Origin of the sequence: Acinetobacter bereziniae, from assembly GCF_016576965.1 — a bacterium.
Taxonomy (GTDB): Bacteria; Pseudomonadota; Gammaproteobacteria; order Pseudomonadales; family Moraxellaceae; genus Acinetobacter; species Acinetobacter bereziniae.
In genome coordinates, this window is sequence record NZ_CP066119.1 from 1838946 (window position 1) to 1852122 (window position 13177).

General features: G+C 40.3%; 12 protein-coding genes. 10 read left to right on the forward strand and 2 right to left on the reverse strand.

Annotation, left to right across the window (positions count from 1 at the left end; translation table 11 throughout):
• Nucleotides 1–99: 99 nt before the first annotated feature.
• Together I9192_RS08550 and I9192_RS08555 are read left to right on the forward strand one after the other, a co-directional pair.
• Nucleotides 100–1206, forward strand: a complete 1107-nt coding sequence (locus I9192_RS08550; protein WP_200150335.1) for an NAD/NADP-dependent octopine/nopaline dehydrogenase family protein — start codon at nt 100–102, stop codon at nt 1204–1206.
• 1 nt (nt 1207) lies between these two features.
• Nucleotides 1208–2206, forward strand: coding sequence for a 3-hydroxybutyryl-CoA dehydrogenase (locus I9192_RS08555; RefSeq protein WP_200150336.1), 999 nt, complete (start codon nt 1208–1210; stop codon nt 2204–2206).
• A gap of 49 nt (nt 2207–2255) precedes the next feature.
• Here I9192_RS08555 and I9192_RS08560 read toward each other — a convergent pair whose 3' ends face one another.
• Nucleotides 2256–2723 carry a MarR family winged helix-turn-helix transcriptional regulator gene (locus I9192_RS08560; protein WP_004831289.1) on the reverse strand — a complete coding sequence of 156 codons (468 nt, stop codon included), beginning with the start codon at nt 2721–2723 and terminating at the stop codon, nt 2256–2258.
• Nucleotides 2724–2872: 149 nt separating this feature from the next.
• Between I9192_RS08560 and I9192_RS08565 the strand changes: the two genes are divergently transcribed.
• The 8 genes from I9192_RS08565 (at nt 2873) to I9192_RS08600 (ending at nt 10317) form a co-directional block, all read left to right on the forward strand.
• Nucleotides 2873–3985 carry an amidase gene (locus I9192_RS08565; RefSeq protein WP_200150337.1) on the forward strand — a complete coding sequence of 371 codons (1113 nt, stop codon included), beginning with the start codon at nt 2873–2875 and terminating at the stop codon, nt 3983–3985.
• Nucleotides 3986–4003: 18 nt separating this feature from the next.
• Nucleotides 4004–5170 (forward strand): acyl-CoA dehydrogenase family protein, encoded by a 1167-nt coding sequence (locus I9192_RS08570; protein ID WP_200150338.1) that lies wholly within the window; start codon nt 4004–4006, stop codon nt 5168–5170.
• Nucleotides 5171–5213: 43 nt separating this feature from the next.
• On the forward strand, nt 5214–5741 hold the full coding sequence (locus tag I9192_RS08575; RefSeq protein WP_005029792.1) for a nuclear transport factor 2 family protein: 528 nt from the start codon (nt 5214–5216) through the stop codon (nt 5739–5741).
• Between the two features lie 30 nt (nt 5742–5771).
• Nucleotides 5772–7049, forward strand: a complete 1278-nt coding sequence (locus I9192_RS08580; protein ID WP_005029790.1) for an aromatic ring-hydroxylating oxygenase subunit alpha — start codon at nt 5772–5774, stop codon at nt 7047–7049.
• 10 nt (nt 7050–7059) lie between these two features.
• The gene (locus I9192_RS08585; protein ID WP_004831284.1) at nt 7060–7545 is read left to right on the forward strand and encodes an aromatic-ring-hydroxylating dioxygenase subunit beta; all 486 of its coding nucleotides are present in this window, start codon (nt 7060–7062) and stop codon (nt 7543–7545) included.
• Between the two features lie 10 nt (nt 7546–7555).
• On the forward strand, nt 7556–8293 hold the full coding sequence (locus I9192_RS08590; RefSeq protein ID WP_100884959.1) for an SDR family NAD(P)-dependent oxidoreductase: 738 nt from the start codon (nt 7556–7558) through the stop codon (nt 8291–8293).
• 34 nt (nt 8294–8327) lie between these two features.
• A complete protein-coding gene (locus tag I9192_RS08595) occupies nt 8328–9281 on the forward strand; it encodes a PDR/VanB family oxidoreductase (RefSeq protein ID WP_151713632.1) in 954 nt (317 codons plus the stop codon).
• A gap of 70 nt (nt 9282–9351) precedes the next feature.
• On the forward strand, nt 9352–10317 hold the full coding sequence (locus tag I9192_RS08600) for a p-hydroxyphenylacetate 3-hydroxylase reductase component (protein WP_171067095.1): 966 nt from the start codon (nt 9352–9354) through the stop codon (nt 10315–10317).
• A gap of 163 nt (nt 10318–10480) precedes the next feature.
• Here the strand turns inward: I9192_RS08600 and I9192_RS08605 are convergent, their stop codons facing one another.
• Nucleotides 10481–12952 (reverse strand): penicillin acylase family protein, encoded by a 2472-nt coding sequence (locus I9192_RS08605; RefSeq protein WP_005029782.1) that lies wholly within the window; start codon nt 12950–12952, stop codon nt 10481–10483.
• Between the last annotated feature and the right edge of the window lie 225 nt (nt 12953–13177).

The window sequence follows — 13177 nt, forward strand, 5'->3', positions numbered from 1 at the left end:
AAAATGCCTGCGCGAATTGAATAAGCCATGCGCATTTGGATAAGCCAGATGATTATGGCTCACCTATGATCAATTGAAAATGAATCATCAGGAGAGATCATGAAAATTACAGTACTCGGCGGTGGGCATGGATGCTATGCAGCTGCAGCAGAAATGGCAGAAAAAGGACATGACGTGGTGTTATGGCGTCGTGATTCAGCAGCCTTAAAACAATTCGCCATGACAGGGCAATTGAAGGTTAAGGATTATCAAGGAGATCGAAGCCTAACAGTGGGATTTGAACAGAGTCAGATCAACTTGACTGATGATTTGCAAGCGGCGATCCAACATGCCGAATTGATCATTATTCCTTTGCCAGCGACCACACATGAAGATTTAGCCCAACAAGCGGCAAAATTTTTTAAAGCAGGGCAAGTGGTGTTTTTACCTCCGGCAACATTTGGTAGTTTTATTTTCGCCAAAGCCATGCGAGATGCTGATAACCATGCCGAAGTGGCTTTTGCAGAAACAGGGACTTTACCGTATTTAGTGCGCAAACATGGAGTCAATCAAATTGTAATTAGTGGTTATGCTACAAGATTGCCGACGGGTGTGTTTCCCAGCGCATTGTCAGAACATGCTTTTCAGCAGCTTAAGCAGGCTTATCCAAGTGTGGAGCCGATTGAAGATAGTTTAAGCGGAGCATTGATGAATGCTGGTCCAATTATTCATCCTCCTTTGATCCTCATGAATGCTGGTCCGCTAGAGCATTTTGAAGCTTGGGATATTCACAATGAAGGTACGCAACCTTCAACTCGCCGTGTGACCAATCAGCTCGATGTTGAGCGAATGCAAGTACGTGAGGCACTAGGTTATGCTGCACCTCATTTCCCTTTGGCGGATCACTATAACAAAGCCGATGAGGGAGATGAATGGATGTATGGTCGAGGTGCGCATGGCAAATTAACTGATAGTGGAGATTGGCGAGAAGATATTGATCTACAGTCACATCGTTATATGTTGGAAGACACGCGTTTAGGATTATCCTTTTTAGTTTCGGTGGGACGTTGGGCGGGTGTCGCAACACCTGTGGCAGAGGGTTTGCTGAATATTGCCTCTGCAATTACTGGAAAAGATTTATATCTGGAAGGTCGGACCTTTGAAAATTTAGGTCTAGCCCATCACAGTAAAGCTGAACTGCAAGCGATCTTATTGCAAGGAGTTTAAAATGAGGAAAATTTCAAAGATTGCAATATTGGGTGCGGGTCGAATGGGCAAAGCAATGGCGATTGCTTTTGCCTACGCAGGGCTTAAGGTCGCGTTAATTGATGCTAGGCAACGAAGTGAAATAGAATTCCAAGATTATCACAATCAAATCCAGAGCGATTTGCAAAAAGAGCTTCAATTACTTGAAACAATAAAATTTATCAATGCTGAACAGCATATATTTATAGATAAGCAAATTAGTATTTTAAGCCGAGATACATCAATCGAGATCTTATCGAATTGTGATTTATTACTTGAAGCTATTCCAGAAGTAAAACCACTCAAACAGGAAATTTTTGCTTGGCTAGACCCCTATATTTTAGCCAATTGTATTGTTGCTTCGACAACCTCTACCTTTTTGGTCACGGATATTGCGCAAATGATTTCTCATCCTGAGAGAGTGATCAATGCACACTGGTTGAATCCTGCTTATTTGATTCCCTTGGTGGAATTAAGCCGTTCTGAAGAAACTTCAGATGAGGTGGTGGCTGACTTAAAACACTTTTTGCATGACATCGGCAAAGTTCCTGTTGTATGTAATGCTAAAGCTGGGTATATCGTGCCACGGATTCAAGCATTGGCAATGAATGAGGCAGCAAGAATGGTCGAAGAAGGCGTAGCCACTGCTGAAGATATTGATATTGCTATTCGTACAGGATTTGGTTTGCGCTTTTCTGTTTTGGGATTATTAGAATTCATTGATTGGGGTGGTGGTGATATTTTGTATTATGCATCACAATATTTGCAGAGGGAGCTAGGAGATCGCTATCAAGCACCTGAAATCATTGCTGACAATATGCGTCAACAACGCAATGGCTTACGTGAAAAACAAGGCTTTTATAATTATGATCAGGTTGATATTGCTGATTACAAACAGCAAGTGTTACATCAATTTGCAGATCGAATCACCAGCCAGCAGTTAAAACCACAATTTAATATCTTACAAAATGATGCCGTTTAAACTTTGCTGCTTAGCTCATCTCGATAGAGATGAGCTTTTATGATCAGATTTAACTCGAAGGCATGAGATTAAACAGTTTTTTGAGTTGAGCATTTAACTGATGAAGTTCTTCATCTTCAAAGGCATTTAAAATCCCAGACAAGGTCACCTGACTGATCTGATTAATTTGTTCAACCAGTTCTTTACCTTTATCAGTCAGTTTAACCATTGAGATTCGTTCGTCAGCCTCTGATGAAAAAACTTGCACAATATCATCTTCAACTAAACGATAAATCGCTTTGGTTGCCGTGGTTAATTTGAGCGTAGAAAGATTGGCAATCTCTGTAATACTGGCTTGTTCTAAAGCATTAGTACTCAAGATAATTTTACGACGCGTGTTATCTATACCTAATTTTTTAATCGATTTTTCAATAAGCTGGGTATATTTTCCGTTAACTTGCGAGATCCAGAAAAAAGGGTAGCTTTGTAAACTGCTTGGTTCATTGTTAGGTAGAAATTGTTCTAAATGAGTCAGCATAGCCAAGTAATAACTTTATAAAAATGGATATTTCCCATTATACAAAAATTAAATTTATTTTTCTTTGTTGTTTATCAATAAAAATATCTTGACAATTACATTACTTTTTCCGATATTTGTATTAACTATAAAAATACATGGAAAAGTGAATGAATATTGTTGTACAAGAGGTACAAAAAGGCACAGGTGCTTTGAAAGTGATGGTGAAAGATTCCATCGACATTCAAGGTATGAAAACGATGGCAGGTAGCCAAGCGTTAATGAATACATCTGCTGCGACTCAAAATGCAGAAGTTGTGGATCGTATTTTGGCAGCCGACTGTCAAATTACTGCGAAAACCAATTTGCATGAACTTGCCTTTGGCATTACAGGCATTAACCATCATTTTGGTACGGCAATTAATCCTAAATATCCTGAGTTGATCCCCGGTGGTTCCTCAAGTGGTTCTGCGGCAGCCGTAGCAGCAGGTTTGGCTGATTTTACATTAGGTACTGATACAGGCGGTTCAATCCGTATGCCTGCTGCATGCTGCGGCGTATATGGCTTAAAACCAACATTTGATCGAGTCAGTCGTCAAGGTGTGCATCCAGCAGTAAGTTCTTTGGACTGTGTTGGACCATTTGCAATGTCGGTCAACATGATTGAAACCGCAATGCAGATTATTGATCCAAGCTTTCACCCTTTAACGGACTTAGCGCAGGCACCAAAACTCGCTTGGCTTGATGTCAGTGCTGATGCTGTAGTGATTGAATCCATTCAGAATTATCTTGCCAACGCTAATTTGACACTGACTAAGGTGAAATCAAAATGGTTTGATCCAGCATTTGAAGCAGGTATGCAGATTATCAATTATGAAAACTGGCAGGCATATGCAGCTTTAACCGAAACAGGACTGGTTGGGGCAGATGTCAACAGTCGATTACTCAAAGCTGCACAAACAACAAAAGATCAAGTCCAACAAGCAGAACAAGTCAAAGCCAATTTTAAGGCTGAAATTGATGTTTTACTGGCGCAATTCGATGCCTTGATTTTACCAACCTTGCCACAGATTCCACCCAAAGTGAGTGAAGCTGAAAATACAGTGGCGTTTTTGAATTTAACCAGTTTGGTTCGTCCTTTTAATTTGTCAGGACATCCAGCGATTTCAATACCCCTAGAAACAGCGTCAGGTTTACCGATCGGTTTACAAATCGTGGCAAAACAAAATGCAGATGAATATCTCTGTGCAATTGCGAAATACATCGTTCAGGCAGGGCAATAAATTACAAGGAAGCAGGTAATGAATCAGTTAGCGACAAAGGATTTTGTAATGGACACAAAAACAGCAGAATTAGACGCTTTATGTCAGGAAATACGTGAGCGTGCTTGTACAGGTGAGTTTGACAATCAAGCTTATGTTAGTCAGGACATTATCGAGAAACTCAAAAAAATTGGTGTATATCGTGCTTTGGTTCCGAAACGATTTGGTGGCAATGAATGGGCACCAAAACAGTTTTGTGAATTGATTGAACAATTGTCTAAAGCGGATGGCTCAGTAGGTTGGGTTGCAAGCTTTGGGATGAGCCCTGCATATTTAGGCAGTTTACCTGAAGCAACGCTTGAGCAGTTATACCAAGACAGTCCCGATATCGTTTTTGCAGGAGGTATTTTCCCACCACAACCTGCGGAAATTACTGAAGAAGGTGTTGTGGTCAGTGGGCGTTGGAAATTTTCTAGTGGCTGCATGGGAGCTGATATCGTAGGAGTCGGGATTTCACCGCAAAAAAATAATGAAACTCAAGGTCTGCCACGTATGGCAGTTATGCCTGCTCAACAGGCACAAATTGAAATGACTTGGGATACAGTGGGACTTAAAGGAACAGGTAGTCATGATTTGGTGGTGAAAGATGTTCTGGTCGCAAAAGAATGGACTTTTGTTCGTGGCGAACCATCGAAGTTATCCGAACCATTTTTTAAATATCCCTCACTGTCACTGGCAACACAGGTTTTAACTGTGGTCGGGATTGGTGTAGCGGCAGCAGCACTTGAAGAGTTTCAAAAGTTGGCACCGGGTAAATCTTCAATTACAGGTGGGGCTGAAATTGCCAATCGTCCGGTGACCCAATATGAATTTGCACAGGCTGAAGCGGAGTTTAAAGCAGCACGTGTTTGGTTCTATGACACCATGCAAATCGTTTGGAATGAAGTGCTTGCTGACCGTACACCAACAGCGGAACAAATTAGTGACATGCGATTGTCATGTACCCATGTAGCAAGAGTCTGCGCACAAGTAACACGTAAAATCCAAATGCTGGCAGGTATGACCGCAATCTATACCCACAATCCATTTAGCCGTTTTGTGAATGATACCAATGTGGTGACACAGCATGCCTTTATGGGAGATGCCACATTACAAAATGCGGCATTGGTCAGTTTTGGCATGAAGCCTACACCCGGTTATCTATAGTTTGATAAACAACATTAAAAAATAGTACAGGGATGAAGCAAAGATGAATGATCAAGCCGTTTTACAACATCTTTTACAGCGGTTACAACAACTTGAAGCACAAAATGCGATTCGTAATTGTATCAACCGCTATATGGAAATTTGTGATGGCTTAAATGCCGATACTGATCTAGATGAACTCATGGATTTATTTGATCCAGACAGTATATGGGAAGGGATTGGGGAAAAATATGCCCAATCTTTTGGACGTTATGATTCTTGGCACGCCATTTTTAACATGTTTAAAAGCTATACCCAGAAAGAATCACATTTTGTGATGAATGCGCACTTCGTCAGTTCAGAACAAATTGAAATAAATGATGAACAGGCAAATGCAAGTTGGTTGATGTTGCAAACCTCAACCTTTGCTGATGATCAAAGCCATTTAAATGCCGCAAAACTTACAGTGAAGTTTAAACAGCAAGCCGATGGGCGTTGGAAAATTAAGCATTTCCAGACTGAAAATATTTTTAGTCGCCCCGTATCCCACTGGAACAGTACAGCGAAATTGCCAGTACCGTCTCAGCAATAACCTATGGATAGATTGAAAAGGATAATTGATATGAACAGTATTATTCCAATGCAGAACATTGAAGTTGATTACAGTGATTTGGTTCAAAGTGATCGTGTACATACCTCTTTATATAAAGATGAACATATCTTCGAACAAGAGATGGAAAAAATTTATTACAGCACTTGGGTCTGGGTGGCACATGCCAGTGAAATTCCAGAAGGTGGAAGTTATAAAACGATCAATATAGGTCAACAACCTGTTGTTGTGGTTCGAGATCGTAAGAAGAAAGTTCATGTTTTGTTAAACCGTTGCCGTCATCGTGCAGCAACAGTATGCGAACATAAAAAGGGCAAGACCAATAGTTTTGTCTGTCCTTATCATGGTTGGAGTTATGCGCTTGATGGCTCATTACGCGGTGTACCTTCACCTGAAAGTTATGGAGACTGTCTCGACAAGTCTGAATTTCCGTTGGTGAGCTTACGGGTTGAAGAATACAATGGAATGATTTTTGCCACCTTTAAACAGGATATTGAACCCTTGGAAGATTTCTTGGGAGCTGCTAAAAAATGGATTGATCTGTTTATGAAGCAAGGTGCAGGGTATCCAATCAAAGTATTGGGTGAGCATCGTTTTCGTTTCCCAGGTAACTGGAAAATTCAGTTAGAAAATACCACGGATGCCTATCATTTCCCATTGGTACATAAGTCTTTCTTAAGCTCAGTTGATGAGAAAACAGAAGAACTGTTCAATTTTGAAAATCAACCCGGTTTTGTCGAAGACTTAGGCAATGGTCACAGTGTCATGGTGATGATTCCTGAACTGGTCGATCTAGATGAAGAGTTAATGGAGCGACCAATCCAAGAGCGCTTTGAGGACTTGGCTCAGGCTTTACGTGATGAAGGTCATGAAGAATTGGAAGTCCGTCGCATCGTACGTGCTGTTGGCGGATCTGGTTTTAACTTGAATTTGTTTCCTAACATCGCCTGTTCAATGGCTTTCTTCCGAGTTATGCAACCTATTTCAGCCAAAGAAACCGAAATTCACCACTCCGTCATTACCATGGATGGTGGACCACAAATCGCCAATCAATATCGTTTGCGTCTACATGAACATTTCCAAGGACCATTTGGTTTTGGAACTCCAGACGATTCTGAGGCATGGGAACGTGTACAACATGGTGCAAACGCAGGCAATGATTTATGGATCATGTTAAATCGCGGTCTACCGGGTGAAGTGAAAACTGAAGATGGTTTAAAGAGTGATGTCAGTGCTGAAACAGGCATGCGTGCTGCTTATCAGCAGTGGAAAAAGTTGATGACGGCTTAAGGAGAATGCCATGAAAATTGATTTAGATTTGCTCAATGAAATTACAGCTTTTATTTGGGCTGAGGCAGATATGTTGGACCACTCTGAGCATGATAACTGGTTAGATTTATGGAATGAGAAGGGCGTCTATATTATTCCGATTGATCCCAAACTGACAGATTATGAAAATAATTTGAACTATGCCTATGACGATCATCATATGCGTAAGTTACGTGTGCAACGCTTACAAAATGGTGAGGCAATTTCAACAGCACCAAAAGCCAATACTGTACGTAGTGTCTCACGTGTTCGCATTGTAAAAGATCAAGATGGTGAAATTATTTTACGTTGCGCACAAAACTTACGTGAGTTTCGTAAGGAAAGTCTAAAACATTATACCGCCGATGTGACATTTCATTTGGTTCGTGACTCAGAGCATGGATTTAAAATCAATAGAAAAATTATTAACTTAGTCAACTCGACCGATACCTTGGCAGGTATCAGTTATATTCTCTAGGAGCAGAAAAATGAAACAGGTGGTTTTAGTGACAGGTGCTGCTTCTGGATTGGGTAATGTCATTGCCGAATATTTTGCGGCTCAAGGACATCAAGTCATTGTTTCAGCAAGTAGCTTAGAAAAGGCAGAGAATGCCAAAGCACGCAGTCAATATGCTGAAAATATGTTTGCCTTAAAACTCGATATTTCAGTAGAGGCTGACTTTCATGCAGCAGTGCAATGGATTCAAGAGAAATTCTCAAAACTGGATGTATTGATTAACAATGCAACTGTGACCAAGGCAACGCCTGTTTTAGAGATTACTGCTGCGGATTTTGACTGGGTGACACAGGTGAACCAACGTGGCACTTTCCAAGCTTGTCAGATTATTGGCAAATATATGGCTGATCAGGGTTATGGCCGTATCGTGAATATGGCTTCTTTGGCTGGTCAAAATGGTGGAACTGCTACAGGCGCACACTATGCAGCGACCAAAGGTGCAATCGTCACCCTAACTAAAATTTTTGCTAAAGAATTTGCAGCCAAGGGAGTAACTGTGAATGCGATTGCTCCCGGACCGATGGAGTCACCGATTGTACATAGCGTGGTATCCGATGAAAAAATGACGCAATTTATTGAAAATATCCCTGTTAAGGCATTAGGCAGTATGACGTTTATCGCTGAGACCTGTGCATTACTGGCAAGCCCAAGTGCTGCATTTGTGACTGGTGCAACGTGGGATATTAACGGTGGATTATTTATGCGCTAAGCCTAGCGCTCAGCACATAATAAGGAGATAAATCATGACGATACTCTATAATGTGGTTGTCAGAAACCGTCACGTTGAAGGTGGAAATGTTGCAGTCATGGAATTTGAGTCTGCAAATTCAACGGCATTACCAAAAATTGAAGCAGGTGCACATATTGATGTGCATTTGCCGAATGGCATGGTACGTCAGTATTCACTTTGCCAAAATCCAAATGCGATTGGTACCTTTCGATTAGGAATTTTGCGTGATCCTGAATCACGCGGTGGGTCAGTATCTGCATTTGATGATTTAAAAGATGGCATGCAGATTCAGGTCAGTGAACCTAAAAATCTATTTCCATTGGTTAAAGCCAAACATGCAGTATTAGTAGGAGGGGGTATTGGAATCACGCCCTTGATTACGATGGCTTATCAACTTGCAGAAGAAGGCGCTTCCTTTGAGCTGCATTATTGTGGAGCAAGCCCAGAGCAGTGTGCTTTTGTTGATGAAATTAAAAATGGTGTGCTGGCACCGTTTAGCACCTTTCATTTTAAATCGGAAGGTGCCAACCATCGTGAGTTTTTCCAATCCGCCATTCAAGACATCGAAAAAGATAGTCATATTTATACGTGTGGTCCCAATGGCTTTATGGATTGGGTAATTAACTTAGCCCTTAGTCAAAATTTTCCCGAACAGCAAATTCATAAAGAGTATTTTCAGGTTGAGGTAGAAACTGGCGGAGATGCATTTGAAGTCGTGGCTGAACGTAGTGGCAAGATCATTATGGTCAATGCTGAAGAAACCATTTTGCAAGCTTTGGCACGTGAAGGCATAGATATCGAGATGTCATGCGAACAAGGGGTGTGTGGTACCTGTATGTGCGATGTGATTGAAGGCGAACCAGACCATCGTGATGTGTACTTTACAGATGAAGAAAAGTCTAGCAATGAACAAATATTGGTGTGTTGTTCTCGATCTAAGTCAGCACGGTTGGTCCTTGATATTTAATCAGTTGAACTAACCACGATATCGAGATGACAAAGATAGGACATCGAATAGGATAAAAATTCAGGAGAGAATAATGAATTCACGACAATCAATGGATGAAATCGCAATAGATCTGATGCAGTTTAGACGTGCATTAGGAAATTTTGCAACTGGCGTCACCATCGTCACCGCACAAAATGATCAAGGCGAAAAAGTCGGTGTGACTGCAAATAGCTTTAACTCTGTGTCTTTGGACCCGCCTTTGATTTTATGGAGTATTGATAAGAACTCATCTAGTTTTTCTGTATTTGAACAAGCCACTCATTTTGCTGTGAATATTTTATCGGGTTCTCAAATTGAGTTATCCAACAAATTTTCACGCCGTAATATCGACAAATATGAGGGAACAAGCTATCAGACAGGTGCCGGCAAAGCGCCAGTTTTAGATCATTGTTCGGCTGTGTTTGAATGTGAGCGACATGAAATTATTGAAGGTGGAGATCATTGGATCATTATCGGAAAAGTGGTGAAGTTTCATGATCAAGGACGTAGTCCTTTGGTGTACCATCAAGGGGCTTATTCTGGGGTAATTCCACACCCATTGCTTCAGTTGAAAGATACCGTTCAAGCTGAACCAGAGGATTTAGGGCAACTTCATCAAGGGCATTTATACAGTAATGTGTGTTATCTGATGAGTCGGGCGTTTAAATTCTATCAAACCGATTATATTCCTAAACAGCTCGTGACAGGATTTCGTACCAGTGAAGCTCGCTTATTATTGGTATTGGGAAGTGGAACAGCTTCCAATAAAGCGGATTTACCTCGAGATATTGCCATGCCGATGCGTGAGGTTGAACAGGCGGCAACAATTCTTAAAAAAGATGGCTTAATGGTTGAAAGTGATGGTTTTTTCAAATTGACCGAAAAGGGCAAGAAAACAGCACATTATTTATTTGATATTGCAGACAGTCATCAAAATGAGGTTTTTGAAAAATACCCTGAACAAGAAAAGGAAGTATTTATAAAAATCTTAAAGGATATTGCAGGAATTGCATAAGATTAAAAAAGCCAGTAACTGATTAGGTTCAGTTATTGGCTTTTTGTCGTATAGCATTTTTAAATGTTTGATAAATATTTGTTTATATCCGAATACAAGATGAGAAAGATGAGATTTTCAAAATAAAAGTATGCCAAATATACTTGGCATACTTGATTCAAAATTAATAATTTAACGTGATGCTTTGCTGTGTATTTTGATCAATTTGCTTTTGACTGACCGCATCATTTTTACAAGTGTAATTTTCAAACAATGAAAGCTGATCGGCAAAGTGTGGATCAAGTTGACCATTTCGATGAATAAAGCCACTTTGACCTGGGGCAAGAATAGAACACATTGTCACTTGGCTAGGATCTAATACCACACGGAAAGTCGCACTTCCAGTATTGCCATAAGTGTTGAGTTGTTGTTGATTTGCCTGATCAGCCCAAGGAATACCGACAGAATTTTTGTTTGAAAAACCCATAGTCGCGACAGGTATTTTCCAGTCACTCGGTTCTTTCGAGTTATATTGGCTAGTTAATTCGAGCAATGTTTTTTCAAGTGCGATCAAAACCACATCTTCAGGCAATTGACCATTCAAGAAATCAACGGTTTGAGGAACCGTGGCTTGTTTAGCTTGTAAAGCATTCCAGATGAGTTTCGATGCGCTGGCTGGCTGAGTACTTCTCGGATCATTGTTGACTGGATAAAGTGTATCTGTGTAACGTGTATAAATATTTTCAGATAAATGAGGTTTAAGCACAAGTTCTATCATGTGATTGAGCCATGTTCGCATAATCGCTGGAGCTGCACCCTGATAAAATTTTCCTTCACTGTCTGGGCGTAATTTAAAATCCCAACTTGCTAATAATGGTGCGACTTTTTTGGCTAAAGGCGAAGATTGACGACTTTGAGCCGCTTTGACCATATCAGGAATAAAATAGCGTGCATTCAGGTCTGACCAAGCCCCCAGTTTATTGATGTCCCAAATATCCTGCTGGCTTAATTTTTGTTTGCTCGTCAAAGGCTCTATTAGTTCATTGACTCGATCGACATAGGAAAAGTTGGATGAGTCTGAACGTAAGCCAGCATAAGCCTTATTGTTCCAACTACTGATATAGCCTTTTTCTGGGTTATAAGCTTTGGGATTATGCGAAAAATCATAAAAACCTTGCCATTCCATTGACCCATCACCCTGAGCTGGCAACTGAATATGTTGATTTTCAGGGCGGATCGGTGAACGTCCCAATGCAGCAACACCGATATTATTTTGTGTATCGGCATAAAACCAAGTAATAGATGCTGCAACACGCTTGGCTTGATCAAGAAACTCATTCCAGTTATTTGCTTTAGCTGCATTTGCCCAACCTAATAAGGTTTCAATTTCTAGACCTTCCCAACTCCGTTTTTGAGCATATGCGGTATGGTTTTTTTCATCCCATGTACTGACAAAGCCCTGTTTGCTTTTATAAACATCTAAAACATGGTCTGCTTGATTACGTACTTTAATACTGATTTGACGATGTTCTAAAGGAATATATTGTCCTTGATAGAGATATTGCTTTGAATTATTCGGATTTAATTTGAGTTGATAAATATCGTTAGTATCAAGAGAGCCGACTGTCGAACCCCAAGCAATTTTACCATTGGTACCAAATAAAATTGCAGGTAATCCAACTGGTGTAATCCCTGTCAGATTATAACCAGCACCATGTAATCCGATGGAGTAAGTAATTGCAGGAGTGTACCAGCCTTGCTGTGGACCATTATATAAAACCGTTTGACCTTCAACCGTTTTATCTGCTTTGACAACCCATGCATTACTTGCAGTAGGAACACCATCGACCACACTCTTACCCATTGCGACTCGGGCTTGAGCGAGATATTGCTTAGCGGCTTGATCTGAGATCGGTGAAATATTTTTTACTTGCGCTTTTTGATGCACTGAGATTTGTGCTTTTTGATCACTTTCAATGATCGTTGGGGCGCTTGGGTCATCTAGCCAACGCAATTGCTGATAGAGTTTTAAACCTGTAGCTTGACCTTTTTCTTTCTGAAGTTGTGTCAGTAAATCTAAATTTGAGACCTCTGAACTGGCAGAAAAGAATCGATTCAGAATTAAACCGACCCAAACCATTGCAATATCTTCTGATGCCCATAGCGATGGTTGAAAATCATAATCAATAAACTCTTTTGGCATCAGTTCAGGATTTGCCAATACTTCTTTGATGCGTTTATTGAAACCCGCGGCATAGCCATCAAAAATGGCACGATCTTCAGGGGAAAGTTGCGCAATTTGCCGTTTAATTTCATCTGGGTTAAAGCGGCTATGTGTTGCGATATCATATTGAAGGTATTCTGACCCAAGTACTTCCGCAACAGTGCCTAAGCCCGTGCGTTTAGACATTTCCATCTGAAATAAACGATCTGTTGCTACCGCATAACCATAACCATAAAAAAGCCCATATGTATCATCTGCATAGATATGAGGTGTTCCATAATTATCTCGTTTAATGCTGACTTGCTTTTGTGGTTGATTTGACTCTAGATGTGAAGAGGAACTACAGCCTGTTAGAAAGAAACAACTTAAAGCACTTGCTTTGAGCAAATGGACTAAACGGAGTGGCTGAGGGTTATATATGCTTAGTTTCAATTGAAATATCCTTTTCATTATTATGAGAAAACAATACTTTCAGTGGCATCGGTCTAAAAATAGTGAGCTTAAAGACGTACGGGCTTGCATTGTTGATAAAATTATTGTTATTTTTATATGTAATTTTCTAGTATTTGTAAGGTATATCTTTATACTTTTTCCAAAATGCATTGTTAAAAGTCTATTTTAAAATGATGAATATTTATTAAGAATATGATTTATATA